Genomic DNA, 26,196 nt, shown 5'->3' with positions numbered 1-26,196 from the left:
ACGGAGCCACTCCGGCTCCGACCATAAAGTTCAAACCTCATCCACAGTGAAAACGCGCCTCTATGTTTGGATCGGCACCGCCGGGCTGGCCCTGGCGTTTCTGGGCTCAGTCGCCCACGCGCAATTGATGCTCAGCGGTCATACCACGGGATCGTTCACCGATCTCAGCGAAGCCAACACCACGGTCACCAACGCGGGCGACGGCAGTTTCGCCGTCTTCAAAACCGGCGTGCCCGCGCCGGGCTCCTTCCAGAGCTCCATCGTGTTTACCAACGCCACCTTCACCAATGTCACGTCAGGCGATCCGATTCAGGTCGGCCTGTTCACGATCACCAATGGCACTACCCTGATCGGCTCCGGCGCTCACTATGCCACGTTCAACCTCGGCCTTGAACTGGGCTCGCCTTCCCTGGCGACGCTCATGCTCTCCCAGTTCAACTTCACGATCGATCACACGGTGAACTCGCCGGGCTTGGTCCCTGACCAATTTGCCGTGTCCTTTACTCCACCTGCGCCCGTCTTGTTCGCCGGTTACGACGTGAACTTTTCCATCTTGATGGATTCGGCCACGTTCGACCTCGCTGAGGGCGCTTCCGTCGTGAAAGGCGCGGTCTACGTCTCCTTCTCTCCAGTTCCCGAACCCTCCACCTACGCCATCTGCGGCGCCGCGCTGCTGGGCGGTTTGGTGCTGTATCGTCGTCTTCGCTCGAACCGACCCGCGCGCGGTTTGGCGGCCTAGTTCTGGTTTAGCAGTCCGGCAAGGCCGTCTCCCCGGAGCGGCCTTGCTTCATTTAATCCTCTGTCCTCCTGCGATTCTTTTCCACCGTGGTCTCAACGAAAGTCCCTGTCTCGATCATCATTCCCATCCGCAACGAAGCGGCCAATCTTCCCCGCTGCCTCGCCTCCGTGCGCTGGGCGGATGAAGTTTTTGTCGTCGATTCGCAGAGCACCGACGAGTCTTGCGCCATCGCCGAGCGCGCCGGCGCCCAAGTGGTGCAGTTTCATTTCAACGGCACTTGGCCGAAGAAGAAGAACTGGGCGCTCGAGCATCTCCCTTTCCGCCACGAGTGGGTCCTCATTCTCGACGCCGATGAAGTGTTGCCCCCCAGCACGGAGGGCGAATTGCGTGCGCTGCTCGCGCGCGATGGCGATGGTCTCGCGGGCTTTTGGATCAACCGACGTTTCATGTTCATGGGCCAGTGGCTGAAGCACGCCTATTATCCCAACTGGAATTTGCGCCTCTTGAAACACCGGCTCGGTCGCTACGAGCGACTCGTTCAGGGTCCCACCGCGAGCGGCGATAACGAGGTGCACGAGCACATCATCGTCCGCGGCGAGACCGGGCGCCTCGCCTGTGAAATGGATCACTACGCCTTTCCTTCGATCGATGTCTTTATCGAGAAACACAACCGCTACTCCAACTGGGAGGCACGGCTCGAAGTCGAGGGCTGGTTCGCCGCGGGCGATCAGACACTCCAAAGCGGCCGCGTGCGCCTGCGACGCTCGTTAAAGCGTTTCGCCCGCCATCTCCCCTTCCGCCCGACCCTGCGTTTTTTCTACGTCTACCTCTGGCAGGGCGGATTTCTCGATGGCCGCGCGGGCTACATTTTTGCCCGCTTGCATGCGACGTATGAATTTCTCGCCGTTGCCAAGGCCATCGAATTGCGTGCCCAAGCCACCCGCGCGCGAGCCACGGCCGAGCGGCCGGCGCGCGTCACCACTTGATTCGGCGGATGGTGTGACGGGCGAATCGGTTGGCACCCATGCGCTGCTGCGCATCGGCGCCCGCGGGTCTTGCTTACGGCCGCGCGCTGCGGAAGTGTTTGTTCCGAGCGCCGCGGGCGACGCGCTTCACTCATCGAAGTGCGCGCGTCTCCCCGCAGGCTGACTACTTGCCGGCCGCACCGCCCGCGTCCGCGAGCTTTCGCCGCAGGCTTCCCGCCAGAGTGACTTCTTCCGGCAGCGCGTGCTCGGGCTTGAAATTGGCGAGAGCCTGGCGCGCTTCGGAAGGACGATTGAGATCCGTTAGAACCGCCGCTCGCACGAGTGCGACCGGCACCACGGAATCTCCCGTCGCCGGCACGTTTTCCACGAGCTTCCACGCTTCATCCGATCGCTTCTGCTGGTAGAGCGAGAACGCGTAAACCACGCGGGCATCCAGGTTCTCCGGTGAGGCCTCGTAAGCCTTCTTCGCATTCAAATAGGCCCGCGTCACGTTGATGCCGCTCAACATGCTGTAATACGCAAAATGCGCCATCTCCGGGCCTCCCTCAGGGTGGCCGGCGAAATAGCCATCCAAGATTCGCACCATGTCACCCGTGCGGCCGGCGGCGCGGTGATAGGCCAGCAGTTCTTTCAGGATGCCGGTGTCATCCGGCATGCGTTCAAACAACCGATCCCATGCTTCGAGGCGCTCGACACGCCAGTTCCACGCGGTCGCGAGTTCGGCGAGCGGATGCAGCTTGCTCACATCGCGTCCGGCCAGCGTCAGCGCTCGCCGCCACTGTGTTCGCGCCGTGCCCTCGTCCTTGTTCTGCCGCGCCAGATAAGCGAGAAGCGCGAGACGAATACTGTCGTTGCGTCCCCAATCGGTGGTGTTGAGCAGCTCCGTCAGGCCCTTCCAATCGCGAGCCGCAAAGAGCGAATCCGCAAGCAGCAGATCCTTCGGCGCGTTGTCGCGCGACAACTCCGTCACGGCGGGCAACCAGCCTTCCGCGTGGTTGACCGATCCCGACTCTTGGATCGCGTAGAGCTGAGAGGCGCGCCCCTGCTCCTGCTCGATCTTGGCGATGCGGTTGCGCGTATCCTTCACCAGCCCCTTTTCTTCCGGGAGCATGTTGCGCAGATCCGTCCCCGTCAGCAAATTCTGCGCCCCGAGCGCGTCGCCGTTTGCCGCGTGAATGAGGGCGCGGCACAACATCCGCTCGGGTTCGCTCAACTCCGCCGGTCGCAGCGATTCGATGAGCGCGAGCGCGTCGGCCGACTTGCCTTGCTTCTGCAGCGCGAGCGCCTGCGTCGTCACGTAATACGGATTGTGCGGCTCCGATAGATAATTTTCGCGCGAGAGCGCGTAGGCCTGGGCGAGGTTCGAGTCCAGCAGCAGGCTCGTGTAGGCGAAATTGTTGCGCGCCACGCGGTCTTCCGGATCCAGTTCAAACAGCCGCGCGAAAATGCGGTTCAAATTCGCCGTATGGCCCTGCGTCCGCTCCCACACGATCAATTGTCGCGCGATCGCTTCATTGCGCGGCATCAATTCGAATAGTTTCCAGATGAGATCGTATTTTTCCTGGTCCCAGCCCCAGTCGATGATACGACTCAGCAAGTCCGACGTCTCGCGCGCACTGTCGCCGGCTCGAATCACCGCCATCTTCCACGAGGTGGTCGCATCCGCGATCCGGCCCGCTCCGCGCGCGGCATAACTCAAATACGCGTAACGCAAATACTCCCGGTCGCCCCATTGCGCCGTCGAGACGAGAGTGTTGAGCCCGCTCCAGTCGCGCAAAGAGATATAGGCGTCGGCGAGCGCGCGCTGAAATTCAGGCGCCGCCTTCGTCTTGTCCGGCAGCGTCTTCGCCCACCGCAGCGCCTCTTTACCCTCGCCGGCGCGGGAATAATACTCGGTCAGCACCGCGGCGTCATCGGGCGAATTGGCGAACGCCGTTTCCAGCTTCGCGCGATAAGCCGCCGCCTTCGCCCCATCCTTCAGCCTGAGGCCTTCCAGCGCGAGGACTTGTTGCTGCGCATCCGTCCCCTCGCTCGCGATCAGTTTCTGCGCGTAGTCTTCCGCCTCCGCCGCGTTCTTGGCGCGCAGCGCATCTTTCAGGAGCAACGTGTAAGCCCGCGCCCGCAACGCCGGCTGTTGCGCGAGTTTTTGCACGCGCTCCCGCAGCGCCTTATCTTGGCGCTCGTCGTCCGCATTCATCTCGACGCTATCGAGTTCGAGCTGCGCCGCACCGTCGTCCGGCCGCAGCTGCACGAGTGAATAGAGGTGCACGCGGGCCGAGGTCGGTTTGCCGATCCGGAGATAGACTTGGGCCGCCAAGTCATGAAAGTCCGCACTGTCCCGCCCGGCGGCACCCACCTTGTTCACCCCATCGAGCGCCTCCCGCAGCAGGTCGTAATGCAAGGCCAGGCGGATATACTCGAGCTGGCTGTCCAAAGTCTTGTCGAGCTTGGCGAGCTCGCGTTGGTAATAGACCGTTTCCGGCAACTGCTTGGCGTTCGCGCTCTTTTCCGCGAGGCGCCACATCGCATCGTTGCGTTTGTCAGTGCGCAGGATCTGCCGCGCAGTGAGCAGCGCACTGTCATAGTCCCCCTTCGCGAAGTAGTCGTTCGCCAGTTTTTGCAGCTTGGCGGCCCGCCATTCCCTGTAAGCCGGCAGGGCGTGGTAGCGGCCGAAATAGTAGCCGGCACCGAGGACGAGGGCGAGAATGACGCCGGCAATGAGCCAGCGGCGAAGCGGGGAGGAGCGTTTGTTCATGAGCGATCCGGTGGACGAACGGATGAGGGTGAGGCGGGCTCGACGACGTCGGTCAGCAGCTGTTTGACGGCGGCTCGCGCGTCCCCGGCCGTGAATGGACCGGTGACGGCGAGGCCGAGCACCCGCTGGCCAAGGTTGCGCTCGCCTCGCCATACGGACCGTAAACGCTCCATGGAGTTCGCTTGTCGATAAGCGACATGCCCGTCGGGCGTCGTCGGAACGTCTTCCATGATCGCATGAAACACGTAAACATCGTGGCCGTTGCTCTCGAATAGGTAGGTGCGAAACGGAATCGTGAGACCACCGACGTGGCAGTCGAACCGACCGGTCTCCTCCACCAACTTGAGCCCCGCAGCCGGGAGGCAAACCGTCGGATAGTGCCCGCCGGAAAGAAATTTTGAAACGCGGCCCGGAAACCAGCGCAAGTAATAGCCCTGCCACAGGTAGCCCTCGGACGAGCGCCAGGAAACCGATTCGCCGCGATTGTATTTGAGGATGGCGCGGGTGCGCTCGGGAAAATCAGTGCGTTGAAAGTCGAGCGCCTGCGCCGGCCACGTCACATCCCACTCGGAGGGCGCGGGCATCCGGCTCTCATGCACTCGATACCACGCCGCCGTCGCCACTTCGCTCCCGCCGAGCCAAAGCACCGCCGCGAGCGCAAAAACAAAGGGAAACGGCACCCGCGCCCGGTAACGTTTCACCGGCGCCGCTTCGGGTGCCTTGCGTCCCCGCCGGAAAAGTTCCGCGAGCAGCCACAACGATGCCAGGCCCGCAATCATCGCGACGTTGCCGACCGTGTCGTGCCAGCGCTCCATCTCCGGCGCGCCGGCGGTCCCCGCAACGTAAGTCAAAAAGATCGTCCGCAGCAGATTGAAAATAAACGCGACGCCGAAGGACGCCAACATCAACCCCGCCCGCGCACCAATGCGAAAACGATAGAATTCGCCGAAGAACAGCGAGACCATGAACGCGGTCTGCAAAGAGCGAATGCCACTGCACGCTTCCTCCACGTTTACCCACGTGGCCCCGATCTGAATCAAATTGCCCTGCGCAAACGCCGGGTGTCCCGCGATCGTCAGCACCTCCGCGCTCACCACGGCGTTCCCGCGCATGAGGCTTTGCACGAGATACTCTTCCATCCAGACCGGCCAAGGCAGCGCAGTCAGGCAGAAGAAAATCGGGAATGCGAAAAACAAGACATAGCGCCATCCACCGATGAGAAAGACGGCCGCGAGCGACAGTAGAATCGGCACGCCCGCGATGCTCCAGTTGATCTTCACCCAGTCCGGATTCGCTTCCTGAATCACGCGCAGCGGCAGGTAGATGAACAAAATCAAGGCCGGCACGATCAACCACGCGAGCCGTGCGCGCGGTGGTCGCGCCTCCCCTCTCCGCTGCCAGCGCTCCCAAAATAGATACGCCGCCAGCAGTGGAACCGCCCAACCGTAGCCGTAAGTGGGATTCACCGACCACTCCAACCGCTGCTGATTCCAAACCAGCAGCCACGCCGCCGCCAGCATCACGAACGTGGCGATCCACCCACGCCTTTCCGCGGCTGAAACGCGCAGCGGTTGCACAGCAGGTGGAGGGCACCCTTGCGGGGCGCGGGCATAAACGGAAGACATGGATGACAAACGGCTAGGGATGTGAGAGTTCGCGCTGCCGGACCGGCCAGCCGGGTCCTTGACGCGTTTCATCCACTAGGAGTTCCAAACGCTGTTGAAACAGCGGGAGAACCAACGCCGGGCTGAACTGCCGCACCCACTGCGTTCGCGCCGCCCACGTGCGTCGTAAAAGAGGATCCGCACTCACGGCGCGCAGACTTTCCGCCAAAAGATCTGCCCGCCCCGGAGGAATATTTTGGCCAAATCCTCCGTCCGCGACCGCGCGCGCCAGCTCGCTGCCTTCGTCCGCCACGGTGATAACCGGCAATCCCGCGCGCAACGTCGACAGCAGCTTGCTTGGAAAGAAGAACTGCCCCGTGCCCGCCGCCTGCGTGATCAGGCCAACATCGGACTCCTTCAACATCGCGCTGTAATCCTCGTCGTTCAGCAAGGGCAGCAACTGCACGTTCTCCAGCTTCGCGCCCGCCAAATTGGCCTCCAACTCGGCGCGTCCCGCTCCGCTCCCGATGATGATGAGGCGGATACGACGCGCGGCAGGATCTGTTTTCTCCCTGCTCTCCAGCAGTCGCGCGGTCTCCAAGAGAATATCGATTCCTTGTTTGCGTCCGAGATTTCCGGCGTAAACCGCCAGCAGCGCGTCGGCCGGCACACCGTATCGCTCGCGAAAGCTCAACGGCCGCTCGCCATCCGTATCCGGCCCGCGCAACCAATTCGGAAAGTAGATGCGGCGATGAAGCGGAACTCCTTTGTCCGCAAAAGCCGCCATCATCCCGTCGGAGATTCCTGATACGCCCGCCGCGTGACGATAGGCGAAACGCTCCAACGCGTAGAGTGCGCGGATAAACGCGCCGCCCTTGATCATTTGCAGGCCCACCGCTGCATCAGGCTGCAAGTCCTGCACGTGGAACACGTAGCGACTCCCTTTCAACCGCGTCAGCATCCAAGCGAAAAAGCCGAGCACGAGCGGCGGGCTGATCACCACGTAAATATCGGCGCGCCGCAGAGCCAGCGCGCGAAAGAATGACACGAGCCCAAAACTCAACTCGTGCGCAATGCGTCGGACGGTCGTCGCCACGCCGGGCACGTAAAGCCAGCACCGATGCACGCTTACGTTGCCGCGCCGTTCGTCCGCGAAAAATTTCCCCCGTGTATCCGCCGCGCGCTTCCATTGCGGGTAATAAGGGAACCCCGTGACGACGGCGACTTCATGCCCTTGCCCCGCAAGATATTCCGCCAAGCCCGTGTTGAACGGCGCTATCCCCGTCGGCTCCGGCGCGTAATTGATTCCCCAGACGACGATTCTCATGACCGCTCCTCCACGAGGCGCTTGCCGCACGACACCGCGCATTCGCGGACGGTGGGCACCCGAACTGACTCTCCCCGAAGCTGCTGGACGATGACCTGCATGGCTTAACGCGTTGACGATAGAATCGTTGCTATGTTCTCAAAATCAGGGTCGAGCTGACGAACCGCGGCGGACACCCTTAGCGCGCGTATCAGTTTTTCCACTGCGCACGCATGGGGCAGTGAAAGGATGGTTAAAACCTGACCACGGGAGAATTCGCGCTGGTAGCCATGGGAGATTATCCGATACACCATCCGAATCCAGCCGGTAACTACATATGCAGAACCCTTACCCACGTAATTACCCTCATGAAGCTGTCCCTCGTCTCACTCGGATTCCTGGCACTCCTCGCTGGATTCGCATCCTCCGCCTCTGCGGCGACATCCGAGCCGCTGATTAAGAATTTATCCTCCCGCGGCCCCGTTGGTTCGGGCGCGGGAGTGATGATCGCCGGTTTCGTGATCGGGGGCGATGCCCCTAAAGATGTCTTGGTCCGCGCTGTCGGCCCAGGCCTCACTCACGCCGGAGTGTCAGACGCGCTGGCCCGTCCCAACCTCCAGCTCTTCGACGCGCAGGGCCGCAGCATCGTCGCCAACCAAGCTTGGAACGCCGCGCTCAAGTCCTCTTTCACCGCCGTCGGCGCGTTTCCTCTCGCCGATGGCAGCAACGATGCCGCTCTCCATGTGCAACTTGCGCCCGGCGCCTACACTGCGCAGGTCTCCGGCGTCGCGGGAAATTCCGGAGTGGCCCTGGTTGAAGTCTACGACATGGAGGGAAACTCCCGTCTGCTCAACGTCTCCACCCGCGCCAACGTTGAGACAGGCAGCGCCATTCTTATCTCTGGCCTCGTGATCGGCCCTGGCGATGGCGCGCGCCGCCTGCTGGTGCGTGCGGCCGGTCCCGCCCTTAAAGAGTTGGGCGTCAGCGGTGCGTTGAGTGATCCCACGCTCGCGATTCTCAATTCTGCCGGCACCACCATCATCACCAACGACAACTGGAGCAACCAGACCGCGGTCGATGCGGTGAACAGCGCGTCGGAAACCGTCGGTGCTTTCGCCTTCCGTCCGGGCAGCAAGGACGCCGCGACGGTCGCGGAGCTCGCCCCGGACTCCTATACGATTCAAGTCGCTGGAGTCGGCGGCCAGTCCGGTGTCGCTCTCGTGGAAATCTACGATCTCGGTGCCGTTGCGCCGCTGCCGAACATTTCGGTCACGGCCACCGTTCCCACTACAACGGTCGCCAGTGCCTCACCCGCCGTCTTCACGCTGACCCGCAATGGCGATGTTTCCGCGCCCCTCTCAGTCAGTTATACGATCGGTGGCACCGCCGCCGCCAGCGCTGACTACGCCCCTCTCGCCGGCCACGCCACGTTTGCGGCGGGTTCATCGCAAACCACCGTGGAAGTCATCCCGGCCAACGGCACGCCGGGGAGTGTCGCTCTCACTCTCGCTCCCACCGCCCGCTACACAATCAGCGACTTGAATTCCGCTGAAGTTTCGATCGCGCCCGTCGAAACGCAGTCGAGCGAAGCCGCCGACACGACTCACGTGCAAGTCTCGCTCCTCGCCACCGCCACGAGCACCGCTACCGGCGGCACGACGGGCGTGTTCACGTTCACTCGCGCCGGCTCGACCGACCAGCCCCTGACGATCAGCTACGTCGTTGCAGGAAGCGCCACCGCGGGAATCGATTACGAAACGCTGCCGGGCTCCGTGACTTTCGCCGCCGGCCGCGCCAACATTTCGGTCAACGTCGTTCCGCGCGGCGACCATGGCGGCACTGTCAAATTAACCCTTCTCACCGGTTCAACCTACGAGCCCGCCACGCCCTCCTCCGCGACGGTCACGATCGCGCCTCCCGCCCTTCCGACGATCACGATCGCGGCGACCAAGGCCAGCGTCCAATCCGGCTCCGGCGCGACAGGCCTTCTGACTTTCACCCGCACGGGCCCCGTGACCAAGTCGCTTTCCGTCAACTACTCCGTGAGCGGCACCGCCGTAGCCGGGCGCGATTACACCGCACTCTCCGGCACTGCCGCCTTTGCCGCCGGTGCCACGACAGCAACGGTCACCATCACGCCCACGAATGTCGGTTCCGGCACCGTCATCGTTTCCGTCACGTCCACTTCGACTTACAATGCCGGCTCGACCGCCTCCGGCAGCGTGACGCTCCTCGCGCCGCTCCCGGTCGTGAACGTCACCGCCGCGACCTCGCTCACACGCGCCGGTGGGGACAACCCCGGCGTATTCGAAATCACCCGCACGGGTCCCACCGACAACGAACTCACGATCGCGTATAACGTGAGCGGATCGGCGGTCGCAGATCGCGATTACGCCGCGCTTTCCGGCTCTGCCATCTTCCTCGCCGGTTCGGCCACGGCGACGTTCAACGTCGTTCCCTCGACCTCGGGCAGCGGCACCGTGACGGTTGTGCTGAAGACCGGCACCGACCGTGAAATTGGCGCCGCCGCCGTCGCGACCATCACAATTTTGCCCGCTCTGCCCGTCGTTGAAATTTCCGCCCCCACGCCGAGCACGGAAGCCGGCTCCAGCGCGGCGGGCGTCTTGCAACTGACGCGCACCGGTTCCACGGCCTCGTCCCTCACCGTTACCCTCACCGTCGGTGGCAACGCCGCTGCGGGCGCCGATTACGCCGCGTTGCCCTCCAGCGTTACGTTCCAGAGTGGCAGCGCATCGGCCTCCATCAAGGTCGCCTCTGCAGCGAATGGCAGCGGCACCGTCACGGTCGCCGTTGCCCCCGCCGCCACCTACGCGCTCGGCCATTCCACCGCGGCCAGCGTGGAAATCACCGCGCCGCCTCCTGCTCCCGTCGCCGAAGCGGAAGCCGCCAGCTATTCCCGCGCTTCCTTGACGTGGGATGCGGCCTCCATCGATGCGCGCCTCGGGCCCACGTTCACCGACCTCAATCCCGGCGTCCCCGACACGCGCCCCCTCACCTTCAAACCGACCTCCACCCTGCTCACGACGGCCGAAGCAAAGAAATATTCTTACCGCGTGAGCCCTTACGAATTGGGCACGCCGGGCGATGACTTCGCCAACTACTGGAGCTGCAGCGGTCAAGTGGCGTATGTGCCCGACGACACCGCCAACGATCCCGGCCTCGATCGCGTCCAGACGTTTGCCTATTACAACAAGGTCTGGGCGCTGAGCCCCCGCCTCGACCCGGGCAACAGCAAGCCCCATCCCGATCCGCAAACGCGCGATCCCAACCAAATCGCCGTCAACGGCGGCCAGACGCCGATGCAGCCCATCGCCATGGTCCGCAACTACGGCATCTGGCAAAACGAAGCGCTGATCCTCTATCGCGGCGGCTTTCTCGGCATCGCCGGCACGCAAACCAGCCGCGGCGGCAGCGAGCGTCCCTATCCCGCGTTCAAGTTCCCCGCCAACAAAGTGCCCACCGCCATCGCCGTCACGACGAGCAACGAATTCGCCCTCGTGACCATCTGGGACACCGACCTCAAACAGGGTCAGCTCGCCGTCATCGCTCTCGAGGGTAAATTCCTCGCCTACCACACCTGGCCTTACATGGGCCTCGTCAACCAAGGTAGCTGGTCCGACTTCAAAGTCCTCGGCTACGTCGATCTCCCGATGACGTCGCCCAACGCCGTCGCCGCCGCCGCCAATAGCTGGTGGTCGCCGTCCACGGTCAGCGGTCGCGCGCTGAGCCAGATCGACCTGAGCGACGATCACAACCGTCAGCTCGTCTATGACGGCGATTGGCAGGCGATCGTCGCGAAGGGCGGCTACGCCATCGTGACTTCGACCGAGGACAACAAGGCCGTCATTCTCGATCTGACGCCGCTTTTCCAATACATGCGTGAGAGCTACCTCTCGTCCGCGGCCAGCTTCCAGCGCACGATCGCCACGCGCGGTTCCGCGCCGGAGCAATTTCCGCAGGCCTTCAGCGTGCGTCCCGACCTCACGCCCAAAATCGTCTGGTCCGCCGACATCCCCGCCCCGACCTGCGTGCTCGCCGGCCAGAAAATCGACCGCTGGTCGCGCGACATCTACAAAGGCTACATCGCCTCCCGCGACGGCACCGTTCACATCATCGACACGTCCTCGCTGATGAACCGCTCCACGTGGCAAACCGGCGGCGCGCTGCGCGAAATCGGCACGTTCAAGGTCGGTCGCAATCCCGTCGCGATGGTTCCCGCACGTTACAACATCTCCAACCTGCCGCTCATCCCCGCCACCGCCAGCAACGGCAGCACCGGCACCTCGGATCCGTTGAACAACCTCTTGCACATCGCCTGCCGCGGCGAGCGCTCCATCGATACCGTCGTCACTTACAAAGGCACCGGCACCCTCTTCCGCCGGATTCAAGACGCGCGCGTCGAGGATCCTGTCGGCCTCGGCGTCGCCGACCGCGGCAACATCCTCAGCGTGGCCGATTTTCACGGCCGCAAAATCCACAACTTCCGCCTCAACACCATCAACGATACCCGCAACGGCGTCGTCTATGGCTGCGGCGCGAACGGCACCGACGCCTACGAGTATGCCGGTTCCATGTCCGTCAACGGCATGCCCTTCCTGGTCAACTCCGCCAACGTCAACTGATCCCCTTGTCCAGCTAGTCCAGCATCCTAAGCAGCGCGTGAAAGAAACGCAGAGCCCGGCACGCCGATCGTGCCGGGCTCTTTCGTTTTCGAGTCCCTTTCGCTCACCAGGCTCGTCCCTTTCCCGGTCGCTTTTCGTAGCGCCACGCTGCGCCGGCAAACCCTCTCGTTCTCGATCACCCGGCCAAGCCTCGTGCAACCTACTGGGTTACAATCCGCGCCCGCGTCCTCCGCAGCGTCCTCCGCCGCGACCGCCGCGCGCCTGAAAAAAGCCGGACACGTGCCACCGCGCGCACACCCGCACGGTGGGCGGTCAGGGCCTCAATCGTTGCGCCGCAACGAGAGCAGATACAGCAGATGCAGCAGCGCGCCCAGAAACGCCGCCACATACGTCAACGCGGCGGCATTCAAGGTCTGATTCACTCCGGGCATCTCATCGCGATCGACGATCCCCAGCTTCACCAACTCCACCTTCGCCCGGCGGCTCGCGTCAAACTCCACCGGCAACGTCACCAGTTGGAACAGCGTCAACACCGCATAACACATGATGCCGATGTCGAGAATCAGGCCGCCGCCGCGTCCAAATCCGCCAAAAAAGAAACCGGCGAACATGATGATCGGCAGGAATTGCGACGTGAACATCGTCACCGGCACCAACGCCATGCGCGTCTTCAACATCGAGTAGCCCACCTTGTGCTGGATCGCGTGGCCCGCCTCGTGCGCGGCCACGCCCAACGCCGCCAGGCTCGTGCCCCGGTAGTTTTCACTCGAGAGCACCAGGCGGCGATGCGTCGGATCGTAGTGATCCGTCAGATGCCCACGGGTCTCCGTGATTTCCACGTTAGTGATTCCCGCCTGCGCCATCACCGCTTCCGCGGCCTCGCGTCCCGTGATGCGGCCGCGTGACGGAATCTTGACGTTCTTGTCGTAGGCGCTCGAAACCCGGATTTGCGCATAGAGCGCGAAACCCATGGTCAACAGCAGCAACACGATGATGATCGGCGTCGGCAGAAATGCGAAGGCGAGGATCGAGGTCATGGTCGCGAACGAGTTAGGAGACCCCCGCGCTTTAGCAAGCGCAACCGGTCGACGCCTTCCAGCGCGAGCTTGATCATCAGCCGATTATACAAAAAGCGCCGACCATTGAGGTCGGCGCAAACTTAACGCGATCGGGTGTTTGGCACCCTGCGGGCAGAAACGTCAGCCCAACGCCGGCACGTCCAACCAGCGCCGCTCCGCCCACGACTCCAGACCGAGTTCCGCGAGCTGCACGCCCTTGGCGCCCTCGAGCAGATTCCAGCGGAACGGCTCGTTCTTCACGACGTGCCGCAGAAACAACTCCCACTCGATCTTGAACGCGTTGTCGTAAAAACCTTGGTCCGGCACGCGCACCCAGCCGTCCTTGTATTTCACCGGGCTGTCGATGTCGGGATTCCACACGCAACGCGGCGTCGCCGCGAGCGACTGCGATTTGCAATCGCGCAACCCCGCCACCGCCGACCCGTGCGTGCCGTCGACTTGCAACGTCAGCAGATCGTCGCGATCCACGCGCACCGCCCACGACGAATTGAAGTGGCAGATCACCCCGTTCTTGAGCTCGAAGGTCGCATACGCCGCGTCGTCCGCGGTGCACTTGTAAGGCTTCGCCGCCTCATCCCAACGCGTGGGCACGTGCGTCGCGCCGAGACACGTCAGGCTCTTGATGTCGCCGAACAAATTCTGAATCACATACTGCCAGTGGCAGAGCATATCGACGATGATGCCGCCGTCGTCCTCCTTGCGGTAATTCCACGACGGGCGCTGCAACTTCTCGTATTCGCCGGTGAACACCCAGTAACCGAACTCGCCGCGCACGGAGAGAATCTTCCCGAAGAAACCGGTGTCGATCAGCCACTTCAACTTCACCAAACCCGGGAGCCAGAGCTTGTCCTGCACCACGCCATTCTTCAATCCGGCCGCGGTTGCCTCATTATACAGTGCCACCGCTTCCTTCGACGTCGTTGCCGTCGGCTTCTCGCAGTAGATGTGTTTCTTCGCCGCGATCGCCTTGCGCACGCCGATCGGGCGCTGTCCCGTGAGCGTCGCATCGAAATAGATCTGGTTGTTCGCGTCCGCGAGCGCCGCATCGAGGTTCGTCGTATAGCGCTTCACCCCCGCCCGCGCCGCCAGCGCCGCCAGCTTCGTCTCGCTGCGGCCCACCAGAATCGGATCGGGCATGATGGTTTCCGCATCGGAAAGCTTCACGCCTCCCTGATCGATGATCGCTTTGATCGAACGCAGCAAATGCTGGTTCGTGCCCATGCGTCCGGTGACGCCGTTCATGATGATGCCGACTTTATGCGTGGTCATTTAAGGGAGGGTTTGAGGTTGCCGCCACTCTAGCCCGCCCGCCGCGGCTTGCGTTAGGACGAAACCGACATTTGCTAGCACACTTCCGACGCATGCTCGCCTGGAGTCCCATCCTCATTCAGAAGATCGAAATCGACGCGCTCGGTTTCGTGCTGCGCAAGCTCCAGCTCAACCGGCACCGCGACACCGAGGTCGCCCCGCACGCCCACTCCCACGCGCAACTCATTCTGTATCTCACGGGCGAAGGCTGGCAGCTCGTCCGCGGTCGTCGCCACGCTGCGCGCGCCGGCGATTTGTTCAGCATTCCGGCGGGCGTGCCGCACGGCTTCGTCGTCCGCGATCAAAGCCGCCCCGTCAGCCTCGTCCTCGACTATCAACTCGCCGGTGCCGCCCGCGTGCGCTCGACCCATCGCCGGCTCGCCCCGACCACCCTCGACGAACTCAACGTCCTCCTCGCCCGCGTGCCCCGCAAAGGCCGGCCCACGCTCTCCGACTACCCCGCGATTCTCGCCGTCGTCGCCCGCCTCCTCGAACCGCCCGCGGATCAACCCGCTCCCGCGCCCGTTCCCCTCGCGAACCGCGTGCGCGAACGCCTCCCCGCCGCCGCATCGCTCGCGGCCCTCGCCCGCGAAACCGGTTACCACCGCGACCACCTCACGCGAAAGTTGAAACGCGAAACCGGCCTCGGCCTCCGGGCCCATCGCGACCAACTCCGCCTTTCCGCCGCGCAGACTGCCCTCCGCGAAACCTCCTCGGTCGCCGACGCCGCCACCCGCGCCGGCTTCGAAGACCCCAATTATTTCAGCCGCTGGTTTCGCCGCCAGACCGGTCGCACCCCGCGCGCCTGGCGCGACGAGGCGTGACTCCGCCACGCCCGACGATCCGCCCGCCTGTTCCCCTTGCCCGGACCGCCCGCGCACCGCAGTGGACAAACCTCCGCCCCGGCCCCACCGTGCGCCTCACCCGCTGGTTCCCCGCTCATGTGGAATCCGCCGCCACCCATGTCCACCCCGCGCCCTCCCGCCGTCGATGTTCTCCCCCGGCACATTCGTCGGGATTTCGATCTCCACCGCCGCGACCAAACCCCCGGCATCATCTTCCCCGCCGCCGATCCGGCGTGGCGCGCGCTCGCCGAAAAACTCGCCCGCGCGATCGCCACACTCACCGGCCGCACACCCGAGCTCTCCTCCGATCTCGCCCTGATGCCCGCCCGCAGCACGCCCCTGCCCGCGACGTGGCGCACGCGTGAACTCATCCTGCTGGGCAATCTCAACACCAACCGCGCGCTCCAGCCTCTCTACGCCAACTTCGTCGTTTCCACCGACGCCACCTACCCCGGCGGCGACGGCTACGATTTACGCACCTTGGTCAACCCGTTCGGCACCGGCGCCAACGCCGTCCTCGCGGGCGGAAGTTCATTGCGCGGCGTCGAACGCGCGGTGGACCACCTCCTCGCCGCTCTCGCCGCCCTTCCATCCGGCGCGCCTCTCCCCTTCGTCTTCGCCGTCGAACTCGCCCCGGCGCTCGCGCAGCAACTCGCCGCCTGGCCCTATACGCCCCTCGACGATTCGCCGGAATTGCAGGCGCTGCGCGGCCGCGGTCTCATGTTTTCCACGGAGCCGATCCGCATTATCGGCGCCTACACGCTCCTCTGGTCGTGGACCGCCGACGAACGTTACGCGCTCCTCGCGCGCGACGCGCTGCGCGCCCTGAACGCTCGCATGACCGCAGGTTACGGCGACTGGCACTACCTCGCCGAACGCTTCATGCGCGCCCTTCCGCTCCTCGTTGCGAGCGGCCTTCTCACCGCCGATGACCTCGCCCGCACGGATCACCTCCTGCTCCTCACCGCGTGGGGCAACCAGACAGAATGGTGGCGCCAGCGACACGGCCATCCGCCGCTCGGCCATCGGCACCACGGCAAAGGCACCTACGAATTTCTCCTCGTCGCCCGCTACCTGCGCGATCAAGCCAGCCCCACGCCCGAACTGCGCACGCACTGCGATCGCTGGATCGCCGAGTGCCATACGTTTCTCGACGCCCTCGCCGCCGCCCGCCTCGACGATCAGGACGACGAGAGCTCGCTGAACAACCTCGCCACCCTTTACCGCTACGCCCTCGGCGAGGAACGCCACGCGTTCTTCACCTCCGGCCACGCCCGCCGCGTCGCCGAGCGCGCGATCGCGTTGCACGACAACAACGGCGCCGGTGCGGGCCAGGGCGGTTACGGCGAGAGCCAGGGCATGTATCTCCAGCAGGAAGCCACGCTTCAAACCGCGTGCAGCGCCTTCTACTACGGCGACGGCACTCTGAAGTGGATCCTCGAAACGCTCCCCAATCTCAGCGTGCCGCAACGCTACGCGTTCCTCCACTACGCCCCCGTCTTCCTGCAAAAATTCGACACCGGCGCCGAACTCATTCCCCTCGCGCCTTCCACGGCCCGCGCCGTCCACGTCCTGCCGGTCACGGATCACCAACTCGCGCTCAGCAATCATCCCCCCGAGCACATCGAATTCTCCGGCCACATGGTCAACGCCGCCGAGACGTGGCAACTCCCCGAAGCCATCGGTCTCAATCACCTCCCGCAGTCGCGCGGCTTCGACAAAATCGTTCTGCGCGCCGGCTTCGCGCGGGCCGACGCCTACCTCATGATTCAGGGCTACCAGGGCGGCTTTCGCTGGCAGGGCCACATGCAGGCCGCCAACGCCATCGTCCGCTTCTACCAGCACGGCCACGTGTTTCTCGTTCAAAACACCTCCCGCCATTCGTTCAACGACAAGAACGGCCTCCTCATCAGCGATGGGCGCAACGACACGCCGATGCCGCCCATCGCCGAACGCGTCGCCACCGCCGACTTCCGCGCGTTCGCCCTCACCGTCACGCGCTTGTCCGAATATCACCACACCACGTGGACCCGTCATCTCTTCTGGTCGAAACTCGGCGGCGGCGTCTTCGTCGTGATCGACCGCGTCGCGTTCACCGCCGATGGCGACTATTCGCTGACCTGCACGTGGCGCACGCCCAACTACGCCGAAAAGCACGGCCGCCGCTGGCACAGCGATCAAGGCCGGCACCGCTTCACCCTCGTCGCCAGCGATCGTCTCTCCTCCACCAGCGACGAGGAATTCGACCAAGGCGCCTGCGCGCCGTTCGTGCTCCGGCAACGCCGCGCCGGCGCCCACCGCACCGGCGACGAAGCGTCGTTCCAAAATCTCTTTTACGTCCGCGCGCAGACCGATCTCGAGACCTTCGATCTTCAACGCCTCGATGAACGCGCCGCGCTCGCGCTCTGCAACGGAGCTCCGCACGCCTGGTGCGCCGTCGAACTCGACGCCGCCACCCACTGGCTGCCCGGCGCCACCGCCGCCGCCGTCAGCGCGTGCGTCAACGCCACCTCCCTGACCTTTGCCGGCGCCACCGCCTTCACTCTCGGCGCTCTGCAACTGGACTTCGCTGCCTCCGCCCCGGTGAGCGCGCGCCTCGATCTCACCACGCACGAACTCGTTCTCCAATTCGACGCCCCCGGCCGCGCGTCCGCCGACGTCCGCGTCTCCCTCGCCGGTGCGAGCACCACGCTCGCGCTCCGCGAAGATCATCCCGCCACGCTCCACCTTTCCGCCGCAAGCTGCGCCGCTTTTTCGGACGCCATTTCCCTCTGGCTGCACTCATTGCGTCCGGTCCTCCGCGCTCGCCCCGCTCCCGCCACCGTCGCCGAGACACCCGGTGCGTCCTCCGTTTGGACCTACGATCCCGGCACACGTCTTCCCACGCGCGTGCGCGATGTCTGCGTCACCGCGCACCCGCTGCCGATCGATGGTGCGCCCGACCAGCTTCTCGATCCCGTCATGCCCGACGGCTACTCGCGCGAGACCTGGCGTCTCTGGCCCGCCGCCGCGCACTATGATTTTACGCTCACCTTTCCGAAACCGCGCCCGGTGCGCACGCTCAACCTCCTCGGCGACTGCCTCGACGATCCGAGTCTTCGCACGTTCAACCCATTGCCTGAAGGTATCACGGTGACCGTCGATTCACCCGACGCCGAATCGCGCACTGTCTCGGTCGTGCCCGCTCCTGATCGCCGTTACAAACGCTACCGCGATGCCGAGAACCGTCTCGAAACGCACACCGCCGCCGTCGGCACCACCGCCCGCGCCCTGCACATCCGCATCCCTGCGCCTGCCGATGGCCGCCCCTTCGTCCTCCACCGCCTCGAAGTGCTCGGCGACGAAACCGAAATCCCCGCCGTCGAGTCCTGGCTCACCGCCGATCTCAACGGCGACGGCCGCGCCGAAATCGCCCTCGTCAACGCCGCCCTCGAACTCGTCGTCCTGCGCGACGATGGCGGCGAACTCTGGCGCACGACACTCCCGACTTCCGTCACGCATATCTCCGCGCAAATTCTCGACGCCGCTGAACCGCCCGCCCTCTGCGTCGGCCTCCTCGGCGGCGAACTCCTCATTTTCAACGCCGACGGTTCGCCCCGCCGCCACCTCCACCTCGCCGAAGAATTTCGCCAGCGCCAAGACTGCCTCTTCGGCTGGTTCAACGCCATCCACACGCTCGCCATCTGGCACCGCGACGCCGCCGGCCGCGGCTCCCTCGTCGTCGGCGGTTACGGCATCGTCGTGTTTCTCGACGCCGACGGCCACGTCGCCGGTCACAGTTTTTGCGACGGGCCGTGGGTCAACAATCTCCTCGTCATTCCGCCCGGCCGTCCCCGCGCGGGCGACATCTATGCGCGCTGCGGCTGGAATCACGGCCTGATGTTTTACGAGGGCGTTCCCGGTCCCGGGCCGAGCGGACACCAACACAGTTTCGGCGGCTTCCTGCAACCGATGTTCCGCGCGCTGCGCCGCGTCATCCCGTTTCTCAACGGCCGCTCCCTCGCCTATGGCCTCGTCGACCTGCCCGGCGAACCCGACGGCGCCGTCTTCGCCGCCACCGAACTTGGCTGCGGCCTTCTTTCGACCACAAGCCAAGACTGGCTCTGGAAACTCGAAGGCGGCATGAGCCTCCACGCCTGCGTCCTCGCGCAACTCGCCGGCGCGCCCACTGCGTTTACCGCCGGCGCCGACGGCTTCGTGACCGCCGTCGATCTCGCCACCGGTCGCGTGATCCGCTCGCGCCATTGCGGCGATCCCGTCGTCGGCCTGGCACCATCGAGCACCGGCGAACTGCTCGTCGCCACGCGCACTGCTCTGCTCCGTCTCGATGCCGCGTGGAACGTGCGCGCGACCGTCGCGCACGATGTTGTGCGCCTGCTCCCGCTCGACGACGCCCGCGTCCTGCTCGAACGCGCCGATCACTCGCTCGAACTCCTTCGCCTCAATCCCCTCTCCGCATGAGTCGCCCGCTCACCATCGCCGCCGTTCAACTTCCCACGCTGCCCGATAGCGGCCCCGCGCCCGATCGCCAGACCGCACGTTTCACCTCCGCCGAACACTGGCTCGAACAAGCCGGACAGCGCGGCGCCGACCTCGCCTGCCTCGGTGAAACCTTCAACGTCGTCGGCCTCGATCTCACCCGCACCACCGCCACACCGCTTGTGCGCGATGCCCTCGCCGCCACGCTCAACCGCTTCGCGCCGATCGCCCGCCGCCACAACATGGCGATCATCGCCCCCGTGCTCGCCGTCCTCGACGATGTTCTCCGCAACGCCGCCCTCGTGATCGACGCACGCGGCGAGCTCGCCGGTCAGTATTGCAAGGTGCACTGCATCGAAAACGAAAAGGCACTCGGCGTCGTCCCCGGCGACACATGGCCGGTCTTCGACGTGAAGGGCGCGCGCATTGGCGTGCAAATCTGCCACGACAATTCGTTTCCCGAGAGCGCGCGCTGCCTCACCCTCAACGGCGCCGAAATTATTTTTTGGCCGCACATCATGAGCGGTTGGGGCGGCGAGTTCATGGATGTCCTTCTGCGCGCGCCCGCCATTCACAACGGCGTGCATGTCGTGCCGGTCTGCTATGGCTGCCCGCCCGAACGCGCCTGGCGCCCCGGCATGCTCATCGGCCGCAGCAGCGTCATCGGCCCCGATGCCACCATCCTCGCCGACGCCGGCCGCCATCCCGGGATCGCCTTCGCCCAGATCGATCTCGACGCGCCGCGCGTCGCAACCTGTTTCACGCGCGACGGCGACTGGGTCTGGCGCACCGACATGTCCAACGACCGTCGCCCCGACACTTACGCCGCCCTTACTGCACCGAATCTGCGCCGCCCTCCGATCCGCGCCGGCGACGCCGGTGGCACCGGAGCGTTCAAACTCTAGCGGTGGCCGACGCCTTGTTTGATTTGCAGTGAACGATTCCGGCCGGCGCCTGCGCGCGGCACTCGCTCAGTTTTTCGCGCGCTCCAATTCCGCCAGCCACGCCCGAGCCTGCGCGTCGTCCGGCTTTTGTTGCAACGCGATCCGCAGCTCCGCGATCGCCTCGTCCCGCTGGCCGAGCTGCGCCAGCGCATGGCCCAGATTCGCGTGCGCGGTCGGGTTCACCGCCGCGAATGCAATCGCGCGACGATAGGTCGCCACCGCCTCCGGCCATCGTCCGGCTGCCTCCAGCACGTTGGCGAGAGTGTTGAGCGTTGGCGCGTCGTCGGGTCGCACCGCCAGCGCGCGCTGATAACTCGCGATCGCTTCGTCGCGCCGCCCGAGGATGGCGAAGGCGTTGCCGAGATTGCTGTGCGCGCTGCCGCTGTTCGGATCGACTCGCAGCGCCGCCTCAAACTTTGCCACCGCTTCCGGCAAGTGGCCCTGCATTGCGAGCGTGACGCCCAGTCCGTTAAGCGCGTTCACATGATCCGGCTGCCGCGCCAGCACCGCTTCATAAAGTCGCACCGCCTCGTCGAGCTGCCCCACATCGCTCAACGCATTCGCCAAATTATTCTGCACCTCCGGCTGGTCCGGCTTCGCCGCAAGCGCCTTCCGATAATACGGGATCGCCTCCGCTGGATGCCCCGTCTGCGCCAAGGTGTAGCCGAGATTGTTGTTCGCCTCCATCCACGTCGGGTTGATCGCCAGCGACTCCCGATAGTCCGACAACGCCTCGTCCACTCGCCCGGCTGCAAACAACGCCAGCCCACGGTTGTTGTAAGCGAGATAATTCCCCGCCGGCGCCACCTTCAGCGTGTGGTCGAACAACGCCAGCGAGTCGCGCCAAACCGCGAGTTGATTCCACGTGCGCGCCGCGAGCATCACGAGCACGACCGTCGCAAGCGTCACCGCCGCACCGCGCGACGTGACCCACTCGCGCACCGTCCAGATCACCGCCACCGCGATACCGATCATCGTCAGATAAGTGTAGCGATCGGCCATGGACTGAATGCCCACCTGCACCACGCCGCTCGCCGGCAGCAACGAGACGAGAAAAAACAACCACCCCGCCAGCACCCACGGCCGACGCCGCATCTGCCATAGCGCGATACCTGTGACCGCGACGAAAAACAGCACCGCCAGCGCCACCCGCCCCGCCGGCCAGAAACCGGGATGCGGATACAGCACCGCAAGATCGAACGGCCAGAAAAACTTCCCCACGTAACGCGCCACCGCCACCACCGCGTTCGCCAGCCGCGCCCCCGGCGGCAGCACTTCCGACAGCGTGCCCACCGCCCTCTGCGCGTGAATCGTGATCGCGCTCACCGCGAGCGACAGCACGCCAAACGGCACCTTCTCCGCCAGCAATGCCACCCACCGCTTTTTCGTCACGCGCGCGAGTGGCCACCAATCCAGAATCAGCAACACCGCCGGGAGCGTCACCAGCATCGGCTTGCTCATCAATCCGCCGGCAAACAACGCCAGCGCCGCCCCATAAAACCACCACGCCCCCGCCGCCGCGTCCCGCCGCCGCTGCGCAAACACCGCGTAAGCCCACAACGTCGCCAGCGCGAAGAAACCGCTGAGCACATCCTTGCGCTCCGCCACCCACGCGACCGACTCCGCTCGCAACGGATGCCACGCAAACACCGCCGCGCACAACGCGCTCGCCCATGTCGCCCCCGTCAGCCGCCGGAAAACCAGAAACACCAGCACCGCGTTGATCGCGTGAATCAAAATGCTCGTCGCGTGGTGCCCGTGCGGATGGTCGCCGTAAAGCTGCCAGTCCGCCATGTGCGACAACCACGTGAGCGGATGCCAGTAGGAGACATCGCTCGTCGCAAACGCCCACCGCACGCTCTCCGCCGTAAGCCCGGCCTGCACGTGGACGTTCTTCGTCACGTAGTCGGGATCGTCGTAGTTGACGAAGTCGTGCCGCCACGCACGGGCGAACAGCAGCAGCGTGCCGATCAACAGCACCGCACAAATCATCCGTCCTCGCGCCGCCTTCACCGAAGTCTCGCTCATGCGTCGCCCAGCCTTTGCGCCGACGCATCCGATTTCAACCTCTCGCGTCGCATGTCTTCTGTAGGCGGGGTGTCCTCACCCCGCATCAGTGAAGCTTTCCCGCCTTTGCGCAGGAGCGGCTTTACGCCGGGATTCCTCAGATCCAAATCCCGCCTTGACAGTCTAGGCCAACCGCTTCGTGCTCCTTCTCGCCTAGTCCATCTAGGCCGGCGCCTCCTCCCCTCGTCTTTCCATGGCCAAGATAAAACCCGATCTCGTTTACGGCACCCTCGACATGCTGATCCTGAAGGCGCTCCAACTCGAACCGCGGCACGGTCTGGCGATTGCCGACCGCATCCAGCAGATGTCCGACGAGGTCCTGCGCGTGGAGCAAGGTTCGCTCTATCCCGCCCTCTACCGCCTCGAAGCGCAGGGCTGGATCAAGGCCGAGGAAGGCATCTCCGAATCCAACCGCAAAGCCCGGTTCTACCGCCTGACCGCCGCCGGCCGCAAACAACTCGACGCGGAGACGCAGCATTGGTCGCGCATCACCGCCGCGATCAATCAAGTCCTCGCGCAAGCCTAGCCCAGCCCAGTCGGCGGAAACCGACTGAACGGAGTCAGCCTCACAACAAAACCGCGAGTCAACGCCGCCGCCTCGCGCTCCCCGCGGACAAATCCCCCTCATGAAGCTCTGGAACAGATTCAGCACCCTCTTCGCGCGCCGCCGGCTCGAACGCGAAATGTCCGAGGAGATTCGAGCCCACATCGACGGGTTGACTGAACGCAACATCGCAGCGGGCCTTTCGCCCGAGGAAGCGCGTTACGCCGCACTGCGCACGTTCGGCGGCGTGGAGCAGATCAAAGAGCAGGCGCGGGATGTGCGCGGATGGCGTTGGTTCGACGAGACACTCCAAGACCTGCGCTTCGCTCTGCGCATGATGAGGAAGTCGCCGGGCGTTACTTTCACCGCAGTGCTGACACTCACGCTCGGCATGGGAGTGAACGCGGCTTTGTTTTCATTCTACGATTTTGTCATCTTGCAGCCGTTGCCGAGTCGCCAGCCCAACGAACTCGTCGATATTCAGGCGCGCAATGAACAAGTGCCCGGGCGGATCGACCCGCGCTTTTCCTATCCGGACTATCTCGATTATTGTGCGGGCACCCAGACGTTCTCCGACATCGTCGCGGTCGCGCCGCTGAGGGCGTATTTGCCGGAGGAGACTCCGGCGGTGATCGGTTCGCCGCAGGAATCAACGACTAGGGGGATTTCGCTGCAGGCGGTTTCAGGAAACTACTTCCCGGGCTTAGGCGGAGAGATTGCGCTGGGACGTGGGTTCCTGCCTGGAGAAGCAGGTCTGCATTCCGGGCGACCGGTGATGGTGTTGAGTCATCTGTTTTGGGAGACTCATCTGCATAAGGACGCCAAGGTGCTCGGCACGACGCTCGCGATCCGGGATTTAGACGGCAAGAAACGCGAGACCGCCTACACGATCATCGGAGTCGCCGCTCCGAGTTTTCTAGGCCAGTCGGCCGATACTCCGGCGGCCTGGATACCTTTGACGGCAAACCCGGCGGAGCTCGGCGACCGCCTGCGGCCGTTGGTTTCGCTGACGGGACGCATGAAAGCGGGCGTATCGCCGCCGCAGGCCAAAGCGGATCTGGACGCGATCGCGCGACGTTTGGAGCAACAATACCCGGCGGAAAGGCGGCCCACCTCGGTTCACCTTGCCCCGGGTATGATGTTGGTCGACTCCGAGTACCTAACGAAGGTGCTGATGCCCATGTCGCCCATCCTGCTGGGGTTCGCTCTGACTCTCGTGATCGCCTGCTTGAACGTGGCCAACCTTTTCCTCGCTCGCGGAATCACCCGCCAACACGAAATCGGAGTGCGACTGGCCCTCGGGGCGGGGCGCGGACGCATCGTGCGCCAGCTCTTCGCGGAGAATTTTCTTCTTTGTGGATTGGGCGCGGTCGCGGCGATGCTGCTGGCCATCTGGACGCTGCAAGGGCTGCGGCCGATAGCGATGTCGGCCTTCGCCGATCTGCCCGAGGTGCGAAACTATCTGGGCACGATTCAGATCGGCTTGGACTGGCGGATCATTGGCTTTGGCGCGCTCTTGGCGGCGGTCGCCGGGCTGACGGCCGGACTGGTGCCGGCGTTGCATTCGGTGCGCCGCGACGGCGTCTTTGCGCTCAAGCGCGAGGGTTCGGCATTGGGGCGGAAAATGACTCCCCCGCGCTTGCGTGCGCTTCTCCTCGTTAGTCAGGTCGCGGTCTGTCTCACGCTGCTCTCCGTCTCAGGCCTTATGACGGGCAAGCTCATGAAAATGGACCGCTCCGACTCGGGTCTATCGATGGAGAGGGTTTATCAGATGAAAGCCTCCGACACGGCTGGTGCCGGGACTCTGTTGGCCCAGGATCCTCTGGGGGCGATTGAAACGCTGCGCACGCTTCCCGGGGTGGCTTCGGCGTGCTTGGTGTCGGAGATTCCGATGCGCAAGCCGGGCGACAATTTTTCGGGAATTAATGTGAAAATTGCCGACGGAAAACCACAAGGGTTCGCCTACAGCCGGGTTTCGGCGGGCTTTTTCGAGACGTGCGGGGTGCCCGTGCTGCGCGGCCGCGCCTTTACCCCGCGCGAAGTGGTAAATGGCGCGGATGTTGTGATCGTGAGCGAAACAGCCGCGGAACGCTTGTGGCCGGGAGAAGATGCCGTGGGCAAGTTTCTGTCGGTCGATGTTGCGACGTTGGACCGCGAATCCGGGCAACCTGCTCCTGAGACCAACCAGAATTTCCGCCCGTATGCAGTCATCGGGGTGGCAGGCGGCATTCGGAACAACTGGTCGCAAAACGACCGGAAACAACTGCTATGGTTTCCTCCGTCGGCAAAGCGCGTGTCCGGGAGTATTCTCGTGCGTTTGCAGACGGATTCGCGCGCCGTGTTGCCTGGCGTGGAACGAATGGCGGCGGCAGCCGGCGTGCCGCTGGAATTCAAGGAGAAACTGGCGACGATCGTGGACCGGAGCCTGTGGCCATTTCGAGCGTTTGCGCGGTTCAGCAGTGTCTTGAGCGGTTTGGCGCTGATCATGGCAACCATCGGCCTTTACGGGATGATGGCGTTTGGTGTGAACCAACGGGTGCATGAAATCGGCGTGCGCATGGCGCTCGGCGCGACGGCGGAACGGGTCACCGCGCTGTTCGTGCGCCAGGGAATGCGACTCGTGGCGTGGGGCACAGCGGTGGGCCTCGGCGCGGGCACGGCGTTTGCGGTTCTGCTTGGCAAGGCGCTCCCCGGCGCAGGCTTCGCGGGAGATATGATGTTTCGCGGGGTGGTGTTTGCCGTGGTGACGGCATTCCTGTTCACCGTGGCTCTGCTCGCCTGCTGGTTGCCAGCGCGGCGCGCGGCAAAAGTTGATCCGATGGAAGCTCTGCGGTGCGAGTGAAAATGAGCCGTAAGTTATAAGCTGAAGATCAATTCCAAAATCTCCTTACCCCAAC

The 26,196-nt window shown here is 64.4% G+C and carries 14 protein-coding genes; 8 read left to right on the top strand and 6 right to left on the bottom strand.

The window, feature by feature from the left end:
• Nucleotides 1–46 precede the first annotated feature (46 nt).
• Together K0B96_RS06895 and K0B96_RS06890 are read left to right on the top strand one after the other, a co-directional pair.
• A complete protein-coding gene (locus K0B96_RS06895; protein ID WP_255558876.1) occupies nucleotides 47–739 on the top strand; it encodes a choice-of-anchor K domain-containing protein in 693 nt (230 codons plus the stop codon).
• Between the two features lie 86 nt (nucleotides 740–825).
• Nucleotides 826–1,725 carry a glycosyltransferase family 2 protein gene (locus tag K0B96_RS06890; RefSeq protein WP_220165364.1) on the top strand — a complete coding sequence of 300 codons (900 nt, stop codon included), beginning with the start codon at nucleotides 826–828 and terminating at the stop codon, nucleotides 1,723–1,725.
• Nucleotides 1,726–1,888: 163 nt separating this feature from the next.
• On the opposite strand, the gene K0B96_RS06885 is transcribed toward K0B96_RS06890, so the two are convergent.
• Genes K0B96_RS06885 through K0B96_RS06875 form a run of 3 tightly spaced genes read right to left on the bottom strand, consistent with a single transcriptional unit; the run spans nucleotide 1,889 to nucleotide 7,411 of the window.
• A complete protein-coding gene (locus K0B96_RS06885; RefSeq protein ID WP_220165362.1) occupies nucleotides 1,889–4,480 on the bottom strand; it encodes a tetratricopeptide repeat protein in 2,592 nt (863 codons plus the stop codon).
• On the bottom strand, nucleotides 4,477–6,105 hold the full coding sequence (locus tag K0B96_RS06880; RefSeq protein ID WP_255558875.1) for an exosortase/archaeosortase family protein: 1,629 nt from the start codon (nucleotides 6,103–6,105) through the stop codon (nucleotides 4,477–4,479). The genes K0B96_RS06885 and K0B96_RS06880 overlap by 4 nt, the downstream gene beginning before the upstream one ends.
• A 13-nt stretch (nucleotides 6,106–6,118) precedes the next feature.
• Nucleotides 6,119–7,411: a WcaI family glycosyltransferase gene (locus tag K0B96_RS06875; RefSeq protein WP_220165353.1), complete on the bottom strand. Its 1,293-nt coding sequence runs from the start codon at nucleotides 7,409–7,411 to the stop codon at nucleotides 6,119–6,121.
• A 347-nt stretch (nucleotides 7,412–7,758) separates the two neighbouring features.
• Between K0B96_RS06875 and K0B96_RS06870 the strand changes: the two genes are divergently transcribed.
• Nucleotides 7,759–12,033 carry a Calx-beta domain-containing protein gene (locus K0B96_RS06870; protein WP_220165351.1) on the top strand — a complete coding sequence of 1,425 codons (4,275 nt, stop codon included), beginning with the start codon at nucleotides 7,759–7,761 and terminating at the stop codon, nucleotides 12,031–12,033.
• Between the two features lie 320 nt (nucleotides 12,034–12,353).
• Here K0B96_RS06870 and K0B96_RS06865 read toward each other — a convergent pair whose 3' ends face one another.
• A complete protein-coding gene (locus tag K0B96_RS06865; RefSeq protein WP_220165349.1) occupies nucleotides 12,354–13,070 on the bottom strand; it encodes a zinc metallopeptidase in 717 nt (238 codons plus the stop codon).
• 162 nt (nucleotides 13,071–13,232) lie between these two features.
• On the bottom strand, nucleotides 13,233–14,381 hold the full coding sequence (locus tag K0B96_RS06860) for a Gfo/Idh/MocA family protein (protein ID WP_220165347.1): 1,149 nt from the start codon (nucleotides 14,379–14,381) through the stop codon (nucleotides 13,233–13,235).
• Between the two features lie 92 nt (nucleotides 14,382–14,473).
• On the opposite strand from K0B96_RS06860, the gene K0B96_RS06855 reads away from it, so the two are divergent.
• The 3 genes from K0B96_RS06855 to K0B96_RS06845 all read left to right on the top strand — a co-directional run bounded on the left by K0B96_RS06855 (nucleotide 14,474) and on the right by K0B96_RS06845 (nucleotide 20,649).
• On the top strand, nucleotides 14,474–15,244 hold the full coding sequence (locus K0B96_RS06855) for a helix-turn-helix transcriptional regulator (RefSeq protein WP_220165345.1): 771 nt from the start codon (nucleotides 14,474–14,476) through the stop codon (nucleotides 15,242–15,244).
• 138 nt (nucleotides 15,245–15,382) lie between these two features.
• Nucleotides 15,383–19,726, top strand: coding sequence for a hypothetical protein (locus K0B96_RS06850; protein ID WP_220165343.1), 4,344 nt, complete (start codon nucleotides 15,383–15,385; stop codon nucleotides 19,724–19,726).
• Nucleotides 19,723–20,649 carry a carbon-nitrogen hydrolase family protein gene (locus K0B96_RS06845; protein ID WP_220165341.1) on the top strand — a complete coding sequence of 309 codons (927 nt, stop codon included), beginning with the start codon at nucleotides 19,723–19,725 and terminating at the stop codon, nucleotides 20,647–20,649. Before K0B96_RS06850 ends, K0B96_RS06845 begins: the two co-directional genes overlap by 4 nt.
• 66 nt (nucleotides 20,650–20,715) lie before the next feature.
• Here K0B96_RS06845 and K0B96_RS06840 read toward each other — a convergent pair whose 3' ends face one another.
• A complete protein-coding gene (locus K0B96_RS06840) occupies nucleotides 20,716–22,716 on the bottom strand; it encodes a tetratricopeptide repeat protein (protein ID WP_220165339.1) in 2,001 nt (666 codons plus the stop codon).
• A 232-nt stretch (nucleotides 22,717–22,948) separates the two neighbouring features.
• On the opposite strand from K0B96_RS06840, the gene K0B96_RS06835 reads away from it, so the two are divergent.
• Complete coding sequence (locus tag K0B96_RS06835) at nucleotides 22,949–23,281, top strand: PadR family transcriptional regulator (RefSeq protein WP_255558874.1); 333 nt, start codon at nucleotides 22,949–22,951, stop codon at nucleotides 23,279–23,281.
• A 100-nt stretch (nucleotides 23,282–23,381) separates the two neighbouring features.
• Nucleotides 23,382–26,141, top strand: coding sequence for an ABC transporter permease (locus K0B96_RS06830; RefSeq protein ID WP_220165337.1), 2,760 nt, complete (start codon nucleotides 23,382–23,384; stop codon nucleotides 26,139–26,141).
• Nucleotides 26,142–26,196 lie beyond the last annotated feature (55 nt).

This window comes from Horticoccus luteus (assembly GCF_019464535.1).
GTDB lineage: Bacteria > Verrucomicrobiota > Verrucomicrobiia > Opitutales > Opitutaceae > Horticoccus > Horticoccus luteus.
Note: the sequence above shows the minus strand (reverse complement) of the source record. Positions and strands in the feature narration are given on the sequence as shown.

What these genes read in the sequence shown, in the direction of transcription:
- K0B96_RS06885 (WP_220165362.1), bottom strand. Translation starts at nt 4,480, where the DNA reads ATGAACAAACGCTCCTCCCCGCTTCGCCGCTGGCTCATTGCCGGCGTC.
- K0B96_RS06880 (WP_255558875.1), bottom strand. Translation starts at nt 6,105, where the DNA reads ATGTCTTCCGTTTATGCCCGCGCCCCGCAAGGGTGCCCTCCACCTGCT.
- K0B96_RS06875 (WP_220165353.1), bottom strand. Translation starts at nt 7,411, where the DNA reads ATGAGAATCGTCGTCTGGGGAATCAATTACGCGCCGGAGCCGACGGGG.
- K0B96_RS06870 (WP_220165351.1), top strand. Translation starts at nt 7,759, where the DNA reads ATGAAGCTGTCCCTCGTCTCACTCGGATTCCTGGCACTCCTCGCTGGA.
- K0B96_RS06865 (WP_220165349.1), bottom strand. Translation starts at nt 13,070, where the DNA reads ATGACCTCGATCCTCGCCTTCGCATTTCTGCCGACGCCGATCATCATC.
- K0B96_RS06860 (WP_220165347.1), bottom strand. Translation starts at nt 14,381, where the DNA reads ATGACCACGCATAAAGTCGGCATCATCATGAACGGCGTCACCGGACGC.
- K0B96_RS06855 (WP_220165345.1), top strand. Translation starts at nt 14,474, where the DNA reads ATGCTCGCCTGGAGTCCCATCCTCATTCAGAAGATCGAAATCGACGCG.
- K0B96_RS06850 (WP_220165343.1), top strand. Translation starts at nt 15,383, where the DNA reads ATGTCCACCCCGCGCCCTCCCGCCGTCGATGTTCTCCCCCGGCACATT.
- K0B96_RS06845 (WP_220165341.1), top strand. Translation starts at nt 19,723, where the DNA reads ATGAGTCGCCCGCTCACCATCGCCGCCGTTCAACTTCCCACGCTGCCC.
- K0B96_RS06840 (WP_220165339.1), bottom strand. Translation starts at nt 22,716, where the DNA reads ATGAGCGAGACTTCGGTGAAGGCGGCGCGAGGACGGATGATTTGTGCG.
- K0B96_RS06835 (WP_255558874.1), top strand. Translation starts at nt 22,949, where the DNA reads ATGGCCAAGATAAAACCCGATCTCGTTTACGGCACCCTCGACATGCTG.
- K0B96_RS06830 (WP_220165337.1), top strand. Translation starts at nt 23,382, where the DNA reads ATGAAGCTCTGGAACAGATTCAGCACCCTCTTCGCGCGCCGCCGGCTC.